This is a genomic window from uncultured Cocleimonas sp. (assembly GCF_947495625.1).
Taxonomy (GTDB): domain Bacteria; phylum Pseudomonadota; class Gammaproteobacteria; order Thiotrichales; family Thiotrichaceae; genus Cocleimonas.
Genome location: NZ_CANLZW010000039.1, coordinates 1 through 18,034, shown reverse-complemented (window position 1 = coordinate 18,034; position 18,034 = coordinate 1). Strand labels below are relative to the sequence as shown.

The 18,034-nt window shown below is 38.5% G+C and carries 18 protein-coding genes; 9 read left to right on the top strand and 9 right to left on the bottom strand.

The genetic code is table 11. The features are described 5' to 3' along the window. The first annotated feature begins 122 nt into the window (after positions 1 to 122). Complete coding sequence (locus Q1A31_RS17860; protein ID WP_299880018.1) at positions 123 to 1,694, top strand: DUF2235 domain-containing protein; 1,572 nt, start codon at positions 123 to 125, stop codon at positions 1,692 to 1,694. 117 nt (positions 1,695 to 1,811) lie between these two features. Beyond that, positions 1,812 to 2,657, top strand: coding sequence for a DMT family transporter (locus tag Q1A31_RS17855; protein ID WP_299880015.1), 846 nt, complete (start codon positions 1,812 to 1,814; stop codon positions 2,655 to 2,657). A 67-nt stretch (positions 2,658 to 2,724) separates the two neighbouring features. Here Q1A31_RS17855 and Q1A31_RS17850 read toward each other — a convergent pair whose 3' ends face one another. Both Q1A31_RS17850 and Q1A31_RS17845 read right to left on the bottom strand, forming a co-directional pair. After that, on the bottom strand, positions 2,725 to 3,582 hold the full coding sequence (locus tag Q1A31_RS17850) for a hypothetical protein (protein WP_299880012.1): 858 nt from the start codon (positions 3,580 to 3,582) through the stop codon (positions 2,725 to 2,727). Positions 3,583 to 3,653: 71 nt separating this feature from the next. Next, the gene (locus Q1A31_RS17845) at positions 3,654 to 3,974 is read right to left on the bottom strand and encodes a hypothetical protein (RefSeq protein WP_299880009.1); all 321 of its coding nucleotides are present in this window, start codon (positions 3,972 to 3,974) and stop codon (positions 3,654 to 3,656) included. Between the two features lie 235 nt (positions 3,975 to 4,209). On the opposite strand from Q1A31_RS17845, the gene Q1A31_RS17840 reads away from it, so the two are divergent. Beyond that, the gene (locus Q1A31_RS17840; RefSeq protein ID WP_299880006.1) at positions 4,210 to 4,686 is read left to right on the top strand and encodes an MOSC domain-containing protein; all 477 of its coding nucleotides are present in this window, start codon (positions 4,210 to 4,212) and stop codon (positions 4,684 to 4,686) included. Positions 4,687 to 5,133: 447 nt separating this feature from the next. On the opposite strand, the gene Q1A31_RS17835 is transcribed toward Q1A31_RS17840, so the two are convergent. Continuing rightward, positions 5,134 to 5,823: a VIT family protein gene (locus tag Q1A31_RS17835; RefSeq protein ID WP_299880002.1), complete on the bottom strand. Its 690-nt coding sequence runs from the start codon at positions 5,821 to 5,823 to the stop codon at positions 5,134 to 5,136. Between the two features lie 177 nt (positions 5,824 to 6,000). Further along, positions 6,001 to 6,630: a cytochrome b/b6 domain-containing protein gene (locus Q1A31_RS17830; RefSeq protein WP_299879999.1), complete on the bottom strand. Its 630-nt coding sequence runs from the start codon at positions 6,628 to 6,630 to the stop codon at positions 6,001 to 6,003. 135 nt (positions 6,631 to 6,765) lie between these two features. Here Q1A31_RS17830 and Q1A31_RS17825 point away from each other — a divergent pair, with 135 nt between their 5' ends. Next, positions 6,766 to 7,269 carry a helix-turn-helix transcriptional regulator gene (locus tag Q1A31_RS17825; protein ID WP_299879997.1) on the top strand — a complete coding sequence of 168 codons (504 nt, stop codon included), beginning with the start codon at positions 6,766 to 6,768 and terminating at the stop codon, positions 7,267 to 7,269. A gap of 44 nt (positions 7,270 to 7,313) precedes the next feature. On the opposite strand, the gene Q1A31_RS17820 is transcribed toward Q1A31_RS17825, so the two are convergent. Next, positions 7,314 to 9,239 (bottom strand): bifunctional (p)ppGpp synthetase/guanosine-3',5'-bis(diphosphate) 3'-pyrophosphohydrolase, encoded by a 1,926-nt coding sequence (locus tag Q1A31_RS17820; RefSeq protein ID WP_299879994.1) that lies wholly within the window; start codon positions 9,237 to 9,239, stop codon positions 7,314 to 7,316. A gap of 431 nt (positions 9,240 to 9,670) precedes the next feature. Between Q1A31_RS17820 and Q1A31_RS17815 the strand changes: the two genes are divergently transcribed. Beyond that, positions 9,671 to 10,291 carry a pyridoxamine 5'-phosphate oxidase family protein gene (locus tag Q1A31_RS17815; RefSeq protein ID WP_299879991.1) on the top strand — a complete coding sequence of 207 codons (621 nt, stop codon included), beginning with the start codon at positions 9,671 to 9,673 and terminating at the stop codon, positions 10,289 to 10,291. A 137-nt stretch (positions 10,292 to 10,428) separates the two neighbouring features. On the opposite strand, the gene Q1A31_RS17810 is transcribed toward Q1A31_RS17815, so the two are convergent. After that, entirely contained in the window at positions 10,429 to 11,079 is a 651-nt protein-coding gene (locus tag Q1A31_RS17810; RefSeq protein WP_299879988.1) for a peroxiredoxin-like family protein, read from the bottom strand. Between the two features lie 205 nt (positions 11,080 to 11,284). On the opposite strand from Q1A31_RS17810, the gene Q1A31_RS17805 reads away from it, so the two are divergent. Next, positions 11,285 to 11,866, top strand: a complete 582-nt coding sequence (locus tag Q1A31_RS17805; protein ID WP_299879985.1) for a TetR/AcrR family transcriptional regulator — start codon at positions 11,285 to 11,287, stop codon at positions 11,864 to 11,866. 208 nt (positions 11,867 to 12,074) lie between these two features. Here the strand turns inward: Q1A31_RS17805 and Q1A31_RS17800 are convergent, their stop codons facing one another. From Q1A31_RS17800 to Q1A31_RS17790, 3 genes are all read right to left on the bottom strand, one after another. After that, on the bottom strand, positions 12,075 to 12,548 hold the full coding sequence (locus Q1A31_RS17800) for a nuclear transport factor 2 family protein (protein ID WP_299879982.1): 474 nt from the start codon (positions 12,546 to 12,548) through the stop codon (positions 12,075 to 12,077). Positions 12,549 to 12,777: 229 nt separating this feature from the next. Next, the gene (locus tag Q1A31_RS17795; RefSeq protein WP_299879979.1) at positions 12,778 to 13,029 is read right to left on the bottom strand and encodes a hypothetical protein; all 252 of its coding nucleotides are present in this window, start codon (positions 13,027 to 13,029) and stop codon (positions 12,778 to 12,780) included. A gap of 101 nt (positions 13,030 to 13,130) precedes the next feature. Continuing rightward, positions 13,131 to 14,522 (bottom strand): FAD-binding oxidoreductase, encoded by a 1,392-nt coding sequence (locus Q1A31_RS17790; RefSeq protein ID WP_299879976.1) that lies wholly within the window; start codon positions 14,520 to 14,522, stop codon positions 13,131 to 13,133. Positions 14,523 to 14,752: 230 nt separating this feature from the next. On the opposite strand from Q1A31_RS17790, the gene trxC reads away from it, so the two are divergent. From trxC to Q1A31_RS17775, 3 genes are all read left to right on the top strand, one after another. Next, positions 14,753 to 15,187, top strand: coding sequence for a thioredoxin TrxC (gene trxC / locus Q1A31_RS17785; RefSeq protein ID WP_299879973.1), 435 nt, complete (start codon positions 14,753 to 14,755; stop codon positions 15,185 to 15,187). Between the two features lie 636 nt (positions 15,188 to 15,823). Beyond that, a complete protein-coding gene (locus tag Q1A31_RS17780; protein ID WP_299879970.1) occupies positions 15,824 to 17,356 on the top strand; it encodes a B12-binding domain-containing radical SAM protein in 1,533 nt (510 codons plus the stop codon). A gap of 253 nt (positions 17,357 to 17,609) precedes the next feature. Further along, entirely contained in the window at positions 17,610 to 17,852 is a 243-nt protein-coding gene (locus tag Q1A31_RS17775; RefSeq protein ID WP_299879967.1) for a hypothetical protein, read from the top strand. The last annotated feature ends 182 nt before the right edge of the window (positions 17,853 to 18,034 follow it).

Genomic DNA, 18,034 nt, shown 5'->3' with positions numbered 1-18,034 from the left:
ATATTTTGAGTATACATTTTGTCCACAACTCACTATTTATCTTAAAATTCAAAGTTCGTCATGGGAGTAAATGATTAGAAATTGATACAAGGTTAGATGATTGGTTTCTAATAAAAATACCAATGAAAAATATTATTTTATCTACAGATGGAACCGGAAGTGCTGGAGGCGTTGGGCATGGTACCAATGTCTGGCGATTACACACTGCAATTGATAGGCAAAGCCATTTAACAGTTGAAAACAACAAGCGTCAAGTCGCCTTTTATCATGATGGGGTTGGCACCCAGGATAAGAAAATACTGAAAATAATTGGAGGTGCTTTTGGCTATGGACTCAAACGCACCATCAAAGAACTTTATACTTTTCTGATTAATAACTACGAACCCGGTGACCAAATCTACTTATTTGGTTTTAGCCGTGGTGCCTACACAGTAAGACTTCTTGCAGGAATGATCTTGGCGTGTGGAATTCTCGATAGAAAGCGTTATGACAATAAGTCCGATACAGATTTGGCCAATGATGTGGAAAATGTGTATCGATTATTTCAAGAACTTCTCAAGCAAACCAAAGATGATCAAATAGAAGAAGCTGAAAGCAAACCCAATTTAGCGAATAAAACCAGAAAGTCCTTTCGAACCATAAGCACTAAAATTAATCCCGTCGAAGACCTGCCCAAAGACATCCATCTGGATATCAAAATACGATTTATGGGCGTATGGGATACGGTAGACGCTTACGCAATTCCCAGTGATACACTGGCTAAAGTTCTCGACAAATTTTTCTACATTTCATTTCGTGAACATGACAACGCCCTAAATGAAAAAGTTGAAAAAGCCTGCCATGTACTTTCTATTGATGATAAACGACGAACGTTTGAACCCGTACTGTGGCGGGAAGTTCCTGAAAATAATGATCACGAGCGTATCAAACAAGTATGGTTTTCTGGCGTTCATGCCAATATAGGAGGGGGTTACCCACGGCAAGGAATCGCATGGAATACGCTTGAGTGGATGATGTTACATGCTAAACAAGCAGGACTAAGATTCGTTGCAGAAGACATCGATCAATTTACCGAAAACAAAGACGTGAACGATAAAATGTATGATTCGCGTTCGGGTCTAGCTGCATATTATGCCTATAAACTGCGCAAGATAGATAAGCTGTGGGATGAATACTCAAGTACATCGAGCAAACCCCGACTTCACATCAGTGTTTTTGAAAGAATCGCCACTCGTGCAGAAGGTTATGCGCCCAGCAATATTCCCATAGACTTTGAAATTATAACCACCAAACCAATATGTGCGGATAAAGAAACAATCAGCGATAGTAGCAAAAAATATTGTGTACAATTTTTGCAGACGGATATTGAAGCGCTAGAAGCACAGGTTTCCAAAGCGTTAAAAGAATTTCAAGCGAAAAAACAAACGCCGTCATTTTTCGAAAAAATGAAAGCTTATATTCACCAAAGATCATCCTATATCTTCTTTATTGGAATGGCTCTTTATTGGGCTACTGGCTTTGCTACTTTTGAAAAATCATGGGAAACGTTTAGTATTTCGATAATCATTTCAGTTATTTACTGGTTAATCATTTGGAAAATATCTGCATTATACACCTCAGAACAACATAAAAAGTACTCTGCTTTCTGGAGAAAAGTATCATCGGATAAAGCGTGGGATTTCTTAAGGCAATGAAGTTACAAGTCGGTAAAGCAAAATTGATACAATAAAACGAGATAAACCAACTAGACTAATAAAGTAATAACAAACAGTAGAATCTCGAAATGACAGTCTCATCATGACAGCCTCATCATGACAACTACGGTATTTTTAGCTGTAATCCTAGCAGCGTTACTCCATGCAGTGTGGAATGCCATTGTAAAAGGTGGGAATGACAAACGCCTAAACATGACAGCTGTGGTTATGGGTAGCATACCCATTGCACTCATTGTGCTAATCATCTTTCCTTTTCCGGCGATAGAAAGTTGGGGCTATATCCTCGCCAGCATCGCAGTGCAAATCGCCTATCACTTCATCTTACTGTTCGCCTATGAAACTGGCGATCTGACTCAGGTCTATCCCATTGCGCGAGGCTCAGGCCCATTAATTGTCGCGATGTTTTCAGTGTTCTTTTTAGGAGAGCAGTTCAGCATATTACAAGTACTTGCCATAGCCATGATAGTGCTGGGGATTCTAGTCACCGCAATTGGCAAACAATCGAATGGCAAACGCAACTTACAAGCCGCTAAATTAGCGCTAATCACGGGCTGTTGTATCGCCGGATATTCCATCATCGACGCCTTAGGTGCCAAACTCGCCAACAATGCATTCAGCTATTACGCCATCATCGCACTCAGTTACGGGCTAATCTTCCCGATACTTGCCGAACGCCAATCACCCGGCCTCATCAAACGCATCCCCAAAGAAGCGAAAGCCGCCTTTTTTATCGGCGGCAATGCCACCTTCTTCGCCTACGCAATTGTCGTCTGGGCATTTACTCAGGCACCCGTCGCCTTGGTCACCGCCCTGCGCGAAACCAGCATCAGCTTCGCCTTAATCATCGGCGTATTATTCCTGAAAGAAGAATTTAACTGGCTCAAAGTCGTGGTAGTTAGTATGACTGTGATTGGGGCGATCTTATTGAAATTATCGACTTAGATTGATTTAAATGATATTTCTGTAGATCTAATATCCCCCATACTTTGGGCATTTTTTTGTTATGTGTTTAATTAAGTTTAAATCCTTTTTTCATAACAACCTCTGTCATATCATCTTTTTTAAGCATGATTCTTATACACATAATGTATCTAGCATCACCAACTATATAAGATTTAGAATGATTCATTTTATATAAAAGTGGTGTATCACCTTTTGTTAAGTGTGCAAGGACTTGGCCAATTCCAGAATTACTACTAGGACTACTTAAAGGAAATTCCTTACTTACTATTTTACTGATTTCCTCTGTCGTAATTTTATCATTCTCAGACTTTCCTATAGCATATATTACTTGATTGCGCCTACCTTCAGAGGTCTCATTTGAATTTAGATGACCATCTATTACAGCATAGGACTCTCTTAAACCCTTAAGTAACCAAAATGTTTCAGCTTTTTCATGAAGATGGAAACTGTATTCCCATTTATTATCTTTAATTTCATAAGCCAAACTTTCACAATATTCATGCACTCGTTGAGGAACACCAAATGTAACATTATATGTATAATTGCTGATTTCCTTAATTTGATCTTTTGTTAGTCTGATTTTAAGATATTTTGAAAAGCCACGTTCTACTAAATCAAGTACCTGTAAAGGACCTAAGCCTGAAACCCTAGGTAATTCTTCAATTCTATTCCCAACAGAAGTTGTATTCTTTGCTGAGCTAAAATATTTAAAAACCTCATATGGAACACCGACAATCAAAAATTTTACATTAAAATTAGCATAAATAGCATCATCAAGAAGAATAAGTATATCTGACAGTTCGTTCATCAGATCTTGATCTTCGAATATGGTTTCAACATTATCCAATACAATTATTGATTTCGATTTCAAGGAGTTTTTTGCTAAAGCTTTAAACGCTGACAATAATTCATCATCCTGATGAATTTCATAATTACTTTGATATTCTCGTTCAGCTTTTCCTATAGCATTAAAACCTACTTTATTTTTTCTGACTGCTCAACTTTTGTGCTACTTCCAGCCTTCTTACACACAGATACAATTTCTTTTGTTATTGATTTTTTTCTAGAAGCATTTGCACAATTAGCAACTACATAATTCAATTTTTTTTCAGATAATACTTTCTTGTACAACCAAGACTTTCCGTTTCCACTAGCTCCAAATAAAAAAGAATGCATACTCCCAGAAACTGATCGATATAATGTCTGCTCTAAAACAGCTCTAGGTATATACATATTTGTATTTACATTAGAATTTCTTGGTGTGAAAACTTCATTTATTTTTTTTCTTCCTAGCATTATTTTACTTTCCTAATTTCCATCATATATTGCCACATCAATTAATAAAATTAATCATACACTAACATATATTTTATTGAACAATTATCCTTCTTTTATTAATCATGAAATAACCATATATTTCTAGAATAAATTATTATAAAAGCCGTTTTCCTTATTCATATGATACCCCCATGAAAAGACTAATCTAATTAACCTATATTTTTTTTTCATAATTTTTTAAGAAACTATTAAAATGAAAACACTCGAGATACTCTTCAAAACACTCCCGCAAAAAGGCAAAGTCACATGGATAGGCGTACGCCCCGAACGACGCGCAGAAATGCTAATAGTCGATGCCGTCGAAGCCAAAACACAATATGGCTTAACAGGTGATCGTTACGCTGGCAGATCAGGCAATCGACAAGTCACCCTAATCCAGACAGAACACCTACCCGTAATCGCCTCAACACTCGGTTTAGAATCCGTAGACCCCCCTCTATTACGCCGTAATATCTGCATCAGCGGCATCAATCTACTGGCACTCAAAGACAAACAATTCCAGATCGGCGAAGTGATACTCGAATACACAGGACTCTGTCATCCTTGTTCGTTTATGGAAGAAACATTTGGCCCCGGCGGTTATAACGCAGTACGCGGACATGGTGGGATTAATGCGAGAGTTATTCAATCGGGGATAATTCGGATGGGTGATGAAGTTAGTGCGATTTAGGAGGGTTAGGTCACCCCCCTACTTTAACTCACTTTTTAAACAGACCATCTAATAAACAGCACCCTTTGCTGCAACCACCTCTTGGATCAATTCTTGATCTTTCGAGACGATTTATTCGCCCTAACGGCGTAATAAATCGACTTTTAAACACGTTTTTACCGCACCTACTGTTTCCTACCCCCCCTTTCAAAAGCAACGAGTATCGCAGGAAATAATGGATCAGGATGAAGGTTGTTTGAGTGAGGGACGAGCGAGTTCCCTTCATTCCCATTATTTCTGAGAAACGCAGTGAACCCGCAGGGTGCTTTTATGGGCAGATTTTTTTGGTTCGTTTTTTGTCTGTTCAAAAAAATGAACTCGTAGCCAATAACTAAAAGTTAGAAGAAATGAAATTGTCCCTAAGCTACGAAAAACTTCTCCAGTGTATTTAATGAAAAAAACATCCAACTAAACTGCCACTCCAAACAAACTACCAACGCCAGCCGTTATAGCCATCGCAAGCGCTCCCCAAAATGTCACTCTAATAGCCCCGATAATTAATGAAGCACCACCTGCACGCGCCGCAATACTCCCAAGGAAGGCAAGAAAAACCAGAGAAGAAACCGCAACAAGCGGAATAATAGAATTGCTAGGTGCAATCCATGCAACCCCTAAAGGAAGTGCTGCACCTACTGTAAACGACGCTGCCGAAGAAATCGCCGCTTGAATGGGCTGCGCAGCAACAATCTCTGAAATACCTATTTCATCTCTTGCATGTGCGCCAAGTGCATCAAAATCCATCAGCTGATCTGCTACTTTTCTAGCTAATTGAGGCTCAACCCCTCTTCCTTCATATATTGCTGTTAGTTCATTCTTTTCAAAATCATAATTTTCTTCTAATGATTTTTTTTCAAGTTCAAGATCAGCGTTTTCTGTGTCCGCCTGAGAACTTACAGATACGTATTCACCAGCTGCCATGGACATAGCGCCCGCGACTAAACCCGCAGCACCTGCTAGAAGAACGCCTTCATGCGCAGTACTTGCTGCTGCGATACCAATAATAAGACTCGCCGTGGACACTATTCCATCATTCGCCCCAAGAACGGCTGCACGTAACCATCCAATACGTTGTGATCTGTGTGTGTATTTATGATTCATAGTATTTACCGTTGATAATAATCACAGCTTACCGCCATTAAGCATGGACGCTATCCCTCTTAAGAAACTCATAGGAAATCCCGATAGCTTTTTTGCAATTTTACTCTGATTTCCTCTAAGTAGAGGAAATCAGTAAATAATAGTAAGAGAATGATTATCAACCTACTTTGTATAGAGTTACACTTTTTTCTTTCCCGTTATCATTGCTTTTATAAGATTCTCTTTATGCAGCTTGCTTGCAACAATGACCCCGGCTACGTGCAAGAAGATGAGTAGAAATGTGAAATTGGCAGATGCCTCGTGTAGCTCTTCCCAAAATTCATCACTGTTTTTATCTCCGCCTTTTTCATTATCATCATTGTTATATCTATCATCATCGTCAGCATTTGCAGTGCTGATGATTGAAAACTCGGTCGTAACACTCGCAAGCGGTCCTTTTCCTTCTTCTACGGCATAAACTTTTAATCCACTAATGGTGGTTACAAATAAGCTGAGGAGTAATGCAATCACCATCCACCCGGCGGCTGGGTTATGCCCAACATAATGCTGTGGTTTTCCTCTCATTAACCCTTTTAGGTATTTGATAACGCTTGTCGGCGAATACAGAAAATCGCTAAAGCGCGCATGCTTGCTTCCTATAATTCCCCACAATAGGCGAAAGACAATCAGTCCTAATACCACATAGCCCGTATAAATATGTATCAAGTCTTCTTCATCACCGGTGAAATAGCTGATAAAGAAAATCACTACCAAACTCCAGTGAAATAGCCTGACTAAAATATCCCAGACGCGAATTTCAGTGTTCATTTAAAATTCCTCTTTAATTTTATGTGAGAGAGGATTATCGTCTTTTGCCAAACCATGTCATCGGACCTATGTCCTATGCGATAATGTTATCGGGCATATGTTCGTTATCACTCACTCAAGTTCGAGGCTATTGCGGTGTTTAAAAACTATAATAAAGAAATTCTACTAATCGTTATTTTTACCGTGGTTGTGCTCGCCAGTGGTGCTGATTTTATTGCTGATGTGTCCTATGGCGCTGACACCAAACATATTATTAAAGAAGCTGTTGTGGTTATTTCCTCTGTGATTGCTATTGCACTTCTAATGATAAGTTTGAAGCAGCAAAAATCAGAAATTATCTCCCTGCGCCAAGACCTGCAAGCGTCAAACAAAACAAATTCCAAAGCTCAAAAATATGTGATTGATGCACGTAAAAAATTAGGCAATGTGATTACTCAACAATTTTCGGAATGGATGCTGACGAATAGTGAAACTGAAGTGGGTTGGTTGCTGTTAAAAGGACTTAGCCTAAAAGAAATCGCAATCATCAGAGAAACCAAGGAAAAAACAGTTCGACAACAAGCGTCTTCGATCTATAAAAAATCTGGCGTTAATGGCCGTCATGAATTTTCCGCCTGGTTTATCGAGGATATACTTTGAGATAGATAATTAAGCAATCTAGGCTCACTTCAGAATAAACCTCATTAAGCTAAATTTGCCTTAAACACATTCGGAATATATTCCATGCGTTTCAGCAGATACTTCAAATCATCTTCTGGTTCTAGCTCTAACAAAAGCTCCATGGTTACCGATTGATCGGCGTTATCCGTTTCTGTGTTGGCTTTGAGTACATTGACCTGAGACTGATTGAGCAAAGTAGTAATGTCCTGCAACAATCCTTGTCGATCAAATGCTTCGATGTGGATGGTATGTCTTATTTTGTCGGTTCTTTCGCCCCATTCGAGTTCTAGAATCGGTAGTCCATGTTCACTTTTTGAGGCATTCGGGCATGTTGCACGATGCACCTGTATGGTGCTATCTAGCTGGTAAACGCCTGTTATTCGGTCACCTATCTGTGGATGGCAACAGGGGGCAGTTAACACCTCGCGATTACCGAGGCCGGTGAGATTATCATTAGAAATTAACTGGGTGAATTCGGTGTCTTTGTAATGGTTTTTGAGCCAGCTACGAATGTTAGCGCTTGCTCTGCCGGTGGTTACGTAACGCTTATTATGGTTCAGCCAATTGAGTTTAGGTGTCGAATCAGGATCAGTTAAAATCTCAACGCGTTCGCCGGATTTTAATGGATAACTCAACGGTACTCGCTGTCCGTTGACTTTGGCACCAATGCAGTGATTGCCTATTTCTGTATGCACGAAATAAGCAAAATCCAGCGCTGTGGCTCTTTGCGGTAAATCGATGACATTGCCTTTGGGTGTCAGTACATAGACTCGATCATTAAAGAACGTGGGTTTTAATTCTTCTAGCAAGGCGTCGTCATCAATAGGATTTTCCAACATATCGCGCAAGGCTTCGATGGTTTTTTCCATCGCCTGATCCTGGTTACTGCCTTCTTTGTAGCGCCAATGTGCGGCAACACCGTGTTCGGCAAATTCTTGCATATCTTTGGTGCGAATCTGAACTTCGATGATTTGCTGTTCTGGGCCAAAAATCGCAGTATGAATCGACTGGTATCCGTTATCTTTAGTGTTGGCGATGTAGTCATCAAATTCTTGTGGCAAGTGCTTCCATAAGCCATGCACAATACCTAACACCTGATAGCATTGCGTAATATCTTCAACGATAACACGTACTGCCAGCAGGTCAGCCAGTTCGTGACATTCCTGATTTTTACGGCGCATTTTCTTCCAGATGCTATACAAATGCTTGGCGCGACCATACGCTTGAGCTTTGATATTATTCTTTGCCAGCAAACCCTGTAATTGATTAACAAAGTTATTGATGATGGTTTCTCTTTTGGCGCGATTGACATCCATCGAATTGGCAATTGCCATGTATTGATCGGGTTCTAAATAGCGAAATGCGAGGTCTTCCATCTCCCATTTTATTTCGCCGATACCCAGTCGATTCGCCAATGGCGTAAAAATATCCAGCGTTTCCTTGGCAACCGCATACTGTGTTGCTGGGTCTTCCTCATAGAGCTTACGCAGGCGTTGTAGACGAAATACCAGTCTGATTAATACCGCGCGCACATCGTTAACTGTCGCCAATAATAAACGACGCAATGCTTCGGCCTGCTCGGGAATATAGTCTACCGACAGATCAGCTTCTTTGAAGGTATTTAGCCAGTTGACGTGATTCGCCAGCTTTGCAGTTCGCTCATCAAATTGCTCTTCCAGATATAAGGGATCGAGCTTTTCGCGCAGTCTCGGGTCACTCAGTAAAGCCGCAATCAGGGTTTGTGGATCTACGCCAAGTTTTTTCAGTGTGTACGCTATATCCAAGGATGACGGTCGGTGATCATTTTCGTCCTGAACGTCATAAACAAATTGAAGTGCTTTGTTCAGATGATCTTTACTTTGCTGATTTTCAATGCCTTCACTGAGGAATCTGTCTAACTCATCAAAGCTTGCGTATTCAGGTTTTCCTGTAAAACTACTGTGTTTCATACTGGTGTACGTCAGAGTGGATTAATAAAATATAGTATGCAATAAATATGCCTGTTATTGATACGCTTTTGCAGAAATTATTATTGATAACCAATAAAAAAAACAAGCTATGACTGAATTTTTTTATCGTTTGAAACGTGCTGCAAATGTCATATGACTTTATCTAATCATCATTAGATAATTAGATAAAGTCACCCCCCTACTTTAAGCCCATTTTTCTAATGTTTTCCCCTGCAACCTCAGCTTTAAAATGATTTTGAAACTACTAGTCGTTTTGCGAAAAGGATGTGTCTCTGAATCTATATAGAATCAGCGCAAATTAATTCAAATCATAATTTTGTTTTGTGTTAAAGTTATTAGCTTATAAACTATAATAATAAAAGCAATCAATTCGATATTGCTATTTTTGAAACACTACCTACTACACAATTATGGATAATTACGCTGAGATACTCTTCATAAATGAAGTGCGCGAACTCCAGGATGAGGATGGAATCGGAGATACATACGCCAAGGTTTACCCTGGCCGAACCAAGGATTCTCTGGATGAATCGGACGCCAGCTTTATTTCTGCAAGAGAAAGTTTTTATATAGCATCTGTTTCATCTACGGGTTGGCCCTATGTTCAACATCGCGGTGGGCCAAAAGGCTTTTTAAAAGTCATTGGTGACAATCTTCTCGGGTTCGCAGATTACAGTGGCAATCGACAATTCATTACGATGGGCCACGCAGCCAATAATGATAAGGTCGCTTTGTTTTTGATGGATTATGAAAACAAGTCGCGATTGAAAATACTTGGCCATATCAAAATGCAACACGTTAAAGATTCAGATCCTTTGCTGTGTGAACAGTTAAAAACCGAAGGTCAGGGAAAAGTAGATAGAGTCGCAACGATTGAAGTCACTGCACTGGACTGGAACTGCCCTAAGTACATTCCTCAATTAATTAATATTGAGAAAGTAAAAGCATTTACTCATCATGAATTTAAAAAGTTACGGGAAGAGAACGAGGCTTTAAAAAAAGAGCTGAAGCGATTAGAAGTTAATACTTAGTGTTTTAGTGAAACTATTCTTACCTATTCCATCCCCTATTTCTTATTTCATAATGCTGATATCAAGCTAATTAATCTAACTAAACTAATTAAACTAATTAAACTACCTTGATATCAGCCATCTATTTAGTCCTACCCTTAGCTGTTCGCTTTTACCGCAGCTAATACATCAGCAGGCTCTGAGCGCTTGGTGTAATCCGGATCTACAAAATGATACACGATCTCGCCTGATTGATTAACAACGTAGGTCGCAGGCATTGGCATTTCAAACGATTCGTCACCGTTATGGCCAACAACATCAATACCGAATGTGTCGTAGATTGAACGAATCTCCATGGGCAAAGTGAACACTAGACCGAATTCTTTAGATATTTCATTGCCTTTGTCATAAAGGATATCAAAAGATAAATCGTGCTTCTCTTGCGTAGTGAATGAATGATCTGGCACTTCTGGAGAAATCGCTATTAACTTAGCGCCCGCCGATTCGAATTCAGGAATCATTTGCTGAAAAGCATTTAACTCTAAATTACAATAAGGACACCAGCCACCGCGGTAAAACGTGATTACCAACATAGATGCATCTAAACGATCTGCAATTGAGCTGGCTTGATTGTTTTGATTAGGCAAACTGAACTGAGGGATTTTATCACCAGTTTTAAGTGCTTTATTTTCGATACCTGTAGCGATTAAATCTGTTGTTGCATCATTCATTGTTGCTAATGTTGGCGCGGGTACTTTCTCTGCTTTTACTACTTCGTAAGCATCAATTTCTTCTTTTAGTGTACTCATGGATAATTTCTCCTATAATTGAAAGGTCATTCAATAATTAGATTAGATTAAATTGAATGATCATTCAAGTAATATCTTGATAAGATTTTTATTTGCTATAAGATTTGTTTTATTAACGAATTGTCATCACAATAATGTCGATATTTAGAAAATAAGTTTTCAGTAGAAATTGATAAACAATTAAGCAAAGAATACAAAGGAAGAAATGGCTAGGACAATCGAATTTGATCGTAACGATGTGCTTGAAAAAGCAATGAATACATTTTGGCAAAATGGTTATTCGATGACGAGTATCCCTAATTTAGTAGAATCGACTAAATTAAACCCCGGAAGTATCTACTCTGCTTTTAAATCCAAAGAAGGTTTATTTTTAGAGACGCTTGAGTTTTACGGACAGCGCTCTGTTGCCCAGTTAAAACACTATTTGGACGAGTCTGATTCACCTTTGGCAGCAATAGAATCTTTCCTGAATAGTATCGTCGATAAATGTAAAAGCACTGATAAACGCGGCTGTTTAATCGTCAACACCATGCTTGAAATGTCTTCCCACAATAAAGAAGTACAATCTAAAGCAAATACCCAATTACAAGCAGTTGAGGATGAGCTCGTCAAAGCACTTCAACAGGCTCAGGAAATGGGTGAAATCTCAGAAAATAGAAACCCTGAAGATTTAGCTAAGTTTTTGATGGTCAGTATTTGGGGTTTGCGTGTACTAGCGAAAACAAATCCAGATGCTAAAAGTGCAGATATTGTGTTACAACAAATTCTGTTTTCTCTGAATAACTAAAATTTTACACGGTGTATTCTGCTTGTTCCTACAACTTGTTTATACAAAAGGTATATACAGAGCACATACCTATTACTTAACAGGTCAAAGACACATTAATTTCATATCACTCTTAACTCTATTGTTATCATCAAGAGTAATTGGCTAATTTTAAGTTATTTAGATAAAACCTTATAACAAAGGTATTTCGTCTTTTAGCTATTTTAAATTAATTCAACGAATTACTCATTTGCAAACTCATCACATTATTTTCGTTATAGAAAAACTCTGGACTATAAGAAGTTTGCTTAGGTAAAGAGGCATGTTGCATTTGTAAACGCCATCCATTCTCTTGAAGCACATAAACATTCGTTGAAAAGACTTCAGACATTTCACCTGTTAGCTCATCTGCGACAAAACTTTCTAGCACCAAATGAACTTCAACCCCTGGGGCTTTTGTCACGCTCAATAACTGTCTATTAATGATTGTTTCAGGGATACCTTCTAATATAAATTCCCAATTATCGACAACGTTCTTACGACCTATAATCGTTGAATTACCAGGATGAGTACAACTCACGCCTGAATCTGCAAAAAGTGACTCCATCAATAAAAAATCACCTTGCCCAAACGCTTTATAAAATGCTAATTCCACCTGTTCAGCACTTTCATATAAAAAATCTATTTTTCTTACTGCGCTCATATTTATTCTCTCTTTATAAATTTTGATTATTTTAGTTTTGCATTTTATTTTTATTATTAATTGATACATAGCAAATTACATGCCAAGTTTTTAGGCATTTCAAGTTACTGTTTTTCATAAGATATTTACACGAAGAAAATAAGTGCGATATAAAGTGACAACTAATATCTACTCTTTTGTTAACTTTTGTCACTCCCTAACAGCTTGGTAGATAACATAACAGCTGATGTTAGATGATTGGTCTAAAATTATTGATAAAGTCGATCACTTTATGTTCTGGCATCTCGCAGGGTTTGAGTATTTCGGCAGTAGATGTTGAATATATATTTAAACTGATAAAATCGTCCCCAGCCAATTCCTTAGCATAAAGCTTGATACTTTTACCCTGATTAAACTCACTACGACTAACACCATATTTTTTATTTTGGTAATAGACTTCTGAGTAACCTAGTGGGAACTGTTTAATTTTATCAATTAGCATGGCTGTTCAATGATATAAAAAAATGTCTTAGATTATGTATTTGTAAGTCACCCCCCTACTTTTAAGCGACTTTTTACAGCTACGCTATTCCTTTTTGGTAATTAGATGTTTATTGCCACCACTTTTCCAGGATTCAGTATATTTAAGGGATCTAATGACTGTTTGATGGTTTTCATCACATTCACAGCTGCACCGTGTTCTTTGAGTAAAAATTCCATTTTTCCGGTACCGATGCCATGTTCTCCTGTAATCGTCCCACCCATGGATAATGACCTTTCCAGAAGTCGTTCATTAAAGGCAATCGCTGTTTTCATTTCATCTTCATTATCGGTATCAACTAACATCACGGTATGAAAATTACCGTCGCCCACGTGACCCACAATAGGAGATAATAACCCCGTTTCATCGATGTCTTTTCGGGTTTCTAAAATACATTCTGCAAGCCGCGAAACAGGCACACAGACATCCGTTGCCCACATTCCGGCACCAGGGCGCAGTGCTTTACAAGCGTATGCCGCATCATGTCGCGCTCGCCAGAGTTTGTTTTTATCTTCTTCTTTATCGCTCCATTTGAATTCATTACCTCCATTTTCTTCGGCTAATTCAGCAACCATTTCTGCCTGCTCTACCACGCCTTTCTCGGTGCCATGAAATTCTAAAAACAAGGTAGGTTTTAATGGGTAATCTAGATGTGAATATTTGTTGATTGCATCGATTTGGACTTCATCCAGAAACTCTATTCTTGCGATAGGTATACCCATTTGTACCGTTTGGATTACCGTATTTACCGCACCTTCGAGTGACTCGAAATCACATACGGCAGCAGCCATCGCTTCTGGTCTTCCATATAAACGTACGGTGAGTTCGGTGATGATGCCTAGTGTACCTTCTGAGCCGATCATTAGTTTTGTTAGATCATAACCAGCGGATGACTTTCGTGCTCGACCACCGGTTTTTATGATTTCGCCATCTGCCATGACCACGGTTAAACCCAATACATTTTCTCGCATGGTGCCGTAACGAACAGCATTGGTTCCCGATGCTCTGGTAGCCGCCATTCCACCAAAAGTGGCATCTGCACCGGGATCAACAGGAAAAAATAATCCAGATGTTCGCAGGTGGGTATCCAGCTGTCTTCGTGTGACGCCCGGCTGAAGTGAGACATCAAGATCTTCTACGCTTAATCGCAGTATTTTATTCATTTCAGTGAAGTCTAATGACACCCCCCCACTTTCAGGGATAACTTGTCCTTCTAAAGAAGTACCTGCGCCGAAGGGAATAACCGGGCATTGGTATTTGGCACAAAGTTTTACGATTGCCGAGACTTCTTCGGTGCTATGAACCATAACCACCGCATCGGGTAGCTTGGGAATATGGTAGGACTCATCTTTGCCATGTACTTCACGACTGCTTAGATTGGTTGAAAATCGTGTTCCCATTAGGTCAGTAAGTTCTGCAAATAATTTTTCCAGAGTTTCAGTTTCGAGAGTCATTTTCACTGTCTTTTTTATATAATTGAAAGATGCGTAAACTATAGCTTAAATCACAATCATATTAATAATAATAGATGTCACACTCCCCCTACTTTGAATGAGATTACATTTTTGTCGTTTAAAAATGTAAATAGAATTTATGCAGAGCTAAACACTTTTTCATCCTTGAATTCGACAGAATTAACACCACTGTGTATCTAACTAATACACTATTTTCAAGAGGTCAAAAAATGACTGATACCAAACAATGTGTCTGCCCAGCATGTGGCGCAGTCAATCGAATTCCTGATAGCCGTTTAAGTGATAACCCCAAATGCGGAAAATGCAAAGAGCCTATTTTCACGGGTAAACCGTTAGAGCTAAGAGATCACAACTTTGCCAAAGTCATCGCAAAAAGCGATCTCCCCGTAGTGGTAGATTTTTGGGCGCAATGGTGTGGGCCATGTAAAATGATGGGACCAGACTTTGCTGAAGCGGCTGCCAAAATGTCGCCCAATGTTATTTTTGCTAAAGTAAACACGGAGCTTGCACAACAAACGGCTAGCAAGTTTGATATTCGAAGTATTCCCAGCATTCTAATTTTCAAGAATGGGCAATCAGTAGCCAGACAGGCTGGTGCAATGAATACGCAACAAATAATGGACTGGGTGAAGGCGAATTCTTAAATTCTAGGATTAAATTCATGCTTCATTTGTAAACATTGCGAATGAAGCATATCTGTTTCTATTCTTTAATTTGTGTTATCTCTTTTGATTAATTTGAGTAACGTTTTAATCAAGATTCCCAGCTATATATAGCTGTCATATTTCAGATAATGGGTAATTTAAATAGTAATCATTTATGTTAAAATCTAAGCATCAACTAAATGTATTTACATGAACATTGATTAACTTTTTAACCACTAAAAATTAAAATAACACTTAAAAAGTAAACAGTATGAAAAACCTGAAAGAAATAAAAGAAATGATCGTTCTCACTCTGATAGTGATAGGTATCATGATTTTTGCTTAGCTTTATACTTGTTATAATAATTGGTTTTATCTTAGTCTTATTTAAAACTCAAAACCTTTAATAAGTAACTCTAAACAAAACTCAAAATTCCCGAACACACTCTAATAGCGAGTGCTAGACAACTCTTTTCGCATCATTATGTCGCCACATGACTCCTCAATGGATAATGATCATAATTTACTAATTCTCAATTAAAACAAACCTTAATTTATTTATATTGACTGATATTGCAGTCGCACTGCTTATGGTGCTGTGCAATACTTCAGAATAGATTTGCAATGACAACTTTTATGAAAACAACTTCACCCCAGATTATTTTATGTACCTTAAATGCGCGTTATATACACTCAGCATTTGGATTACGTTATCTGTACGCTAATCTTGGAGAGTTAAAATCTCAAACAATTCTTAAAGAATTCACCATCCATGAGCGCCCTATCGATGTTGTTGAAAAATTACTTGAATCCAAACCGAAAATAATTGGCTTTAGTGTTTATATCTGGAATGTCACTGAGATCGGTGAAACCGTTGCAATTTTAAAGCAGGTGGCTCCAGAAGTGATCATTGTCATAGGCGGCCCGGAAGTCAGTCATTTGCCGGATAAACCAGAATGCGTAGATCTCGCTGATTACATTATTAAAGGTCCAGGTGAAATCAGTTTTCGCGTACTCTGCGAACAGATTCTAAATGGTCAGAAACCATTGAACAAAGTGATTGAAGGCGTTGCTGAAACACTGGATAAAATAGCATCTCCTTACGAATTCTACAGTGATGAGGACATAAGCAACCGTTTGATCTACGTCGAAGCATCACGAGGTTGCCCATTTAAATGTGAGTTTTGCCTATCATCTCTGGATAAGACCTCGAAGCCATTTGAGTTAGGCGCATTTCTAGAGGAAATGGATAAACTTTATCAACGTGGTGCGCGTAACTTCAAGTTCATCGATCGTACCTTTAATCTCAAAGTCAGTACCAGCGTAGCCATTCTAGAATTCTTTCTTGAACGTATGACTGACAATCTATACCTGCACTTTGAAGTGATTCCGGATAATCTGCCAGAAAAACTCAAGCAAGCATTGATGCGCTTCCCCAAAGATTCACTGCAATTTGAAATTGGGGTACAGACATTCGACCCTGAAATTCAGGGATTAATTAGTCGCAAACAGGACAATAATAAAACCAAAGAGAATCTACTGTGGTTACGAGAACATACTGGCGCTCATATCCATGCCGATCTAATTTTTGGCTTACCCAGTGACACTCTGGATAATTTTGGCAAAAGTTTTGATCAGTTAGTGGCATTGAATCCACAGGAAATTCAGCTTGGAATTTTAAAGCGATTGCGCGGTGCTCCTCTTAATCGTCACAATGAAGATTATCAATTGGTCTATAGCGACACTCCTCCCTATACAATATTAACCACCAAAGATATTTCCTTCACTGAGATGCAGCGGGTAAAACGATTTGCGCGTTACTGGGATATGATCGCCAACTCCGGCAGGTTTAAACACACACTTCCCCTTATTCTGGGTATTGAAGATCCTAACGAGAACTCATCAGCATTTAAACGCTTTATGCAATTATCAGATGCTTTACACAATACCGAAGGCAGCACCTGGAAAATCGCCTTACCCCGTTTATATAAATTACTGTATGAAGTTGTAAGCGATGAACTAGCTATCCCTGAAGAACAGATGCGTGAGTATTTAGAAAAAGATCATCAACGCACTAAACAGAAAGGATCCTTGGAATTGATACTAAATGCGAGAAAGAACAACAAACAAGGCAAAGCAAATAAACGTCAGATGAATCATGCGAGTTAAACTAAGTGACTTTTATAGATAGATGAATTGTCAGAAGAACCAGTAGAAAAACCAATAGAAATTTTGCTAGTAAATATTTTTATAACTAATTATTAATAGCCTCTTTTTATTTGTGCAATGTATTATCACATAAGCTATTCTCATACTGTTCTTGCGTTTAAATCGAAGCTTAAAATCTAGCCTATCATTGAACTTTTCGCCTTATTTAAACTCTGAACTAACCCATCTTATAAAAACTAAAGAGGATTAAAATATGACTTTGAATAAAGTATTAGCTGTTACAAGTTTTGCATTTCTAGTTACAGGTATCTCTGTTGCTCAAGCATCTCAACAACAAATTGAAGGCGCTGCTCCCGCAGTAATGGCTCCAGCTGGGGTTGAACATCAGCATCAATTACCTAACGGCACTTTTATTACTCACACACATAAGAATGGTGGGGACACATCGCATACTCATACAATGGCTGAAGTTAAAAAAGCCCTGCATATGAAGTAAGTTTTCATATAAATATATAAAAAAGGCTAATTTAATTAGCCTTTTTTTATGCTCGCAGTATTTTGATATTTGCTTTTTCTATATTTAAATTGAGGGTGCGTAAACTTAAAGTAAAAATCCACGTTCTAAGAACGTGGTTTTGTGTTCGCCCTAGAAGGGCGTATGAAGACTAGCCCTCTTAG

Bases quoted from the DNA above. Each gene is read 5' to 3' on its own strand.
- Q1A31_RS17800 (WP_299879982.1), bottom strand. From the start codon at position 12,548: ATGAGCGCAGTAAGAAAAATAGATTTTTTATATGAAAGTGCTGAACAG.
- Q1A31_RS17820 (WP_299879994.1), bottom strand. From the start codon at position 9,239: ATGAAACACAGTAGTTTTACAGGAAAACCTGAATACGCAAGCTTTGAT.
- Q1A31_RS17780 (WP_299879970.1), top strand. From the start codon at position 15,824: ATGAAAACAACTTCACCCCAGATTATTTTATGTACCTTAAATGCGCGT.
- Q1A31_RS17830 (WP_299879999.1), bottom strand. From the start codon at position 6,630: ATGAACACTGAAATTCGCGTCTGGGATATTTTAGTCAGGCTATTTCAC.
- Q1A31_RS17840 (WP_299880006.1), top strand. From the start codon at position 4,210: ATGAAAACACTCGAGATACTCTTCAAAACACTCCCGCAAAAAGGCAAA.
- Q1A31_RS17795 (WP_299879979.1), bottom strand. From the start codon at position 13,029: ATGCTAATTGATAAAATTAAACAGTTCCCACTAGGTTACTCAGAAGTC.
- Q1A31_RS17810 (WP_299879988.1), bottom strand. From the start codon at position 11,079: ATGAGTACACTAAAAGAAGAAATTGATGCTTACGAAGTAGTAAAAGCA.
- Q1A31_RS17805 (WP_299879985.1), top strand. From the start codon at position 11,285: ATGGCTAGGACAATCGAATTTGATCGTAACGATGTGCTTGAAAAAGCA.
- Q1A31_RS17855 (WP_299880015.1), top strand. From the start codon at position 1,812: ATGACAACTACGGTATTTTTAGCTGTAATCCTAGCAGCGTTACTCCAT.
- Q1A31_RS17860 (WP_299880018.1), top strand. From the start codon at position 123: ATGAAAAATATTATTTTATCTACAGATGGAACCGGAAGTGCTGGAGGC.
- trxC (WP_299879973.1), top strand. From the start codon at position 14,753: ATGACTGATACCAAACAATGTGTCTGCCCAGCATGTGGCGCAGTCAAT.
- Q1A31_RS17845 (WP_299880009.1), bottom strand. From the start codon at position 3,974: ATGCTAGGAAGAAAAAAAATAAATGAAGTTTTCACACCAAGAAATTCT.
- Q1A31_RS17775 (WP_299879967.1), top strand. From the start codon at position 17,610: ATGACTTTGAATAAAGTATTAGCTGTTACAAGTTTTGCATTTCTAGTT.
- Q1A31_RS17815 (WP_299879991.1), top strand. From the start codon at position 9,671: ATGGATAATTACGCTGAGATACTCTTCATAAATGAAGTGCGCGAACTC.
- Q1A31_RS17790 (WP_299879976.1), bottom strand. From the start codon at position 14,522: ATGACTCTCGAAACTGAAACTCTGGAAAAATTATTTGCAGAACTTACT.
- Q1A31_RS17835 (WP_299880002.1), bottom strand. From the start codon at position 5,823: ATGAATCATAAATACACACACAGATCACAACGTATTGGATGGTTACGT.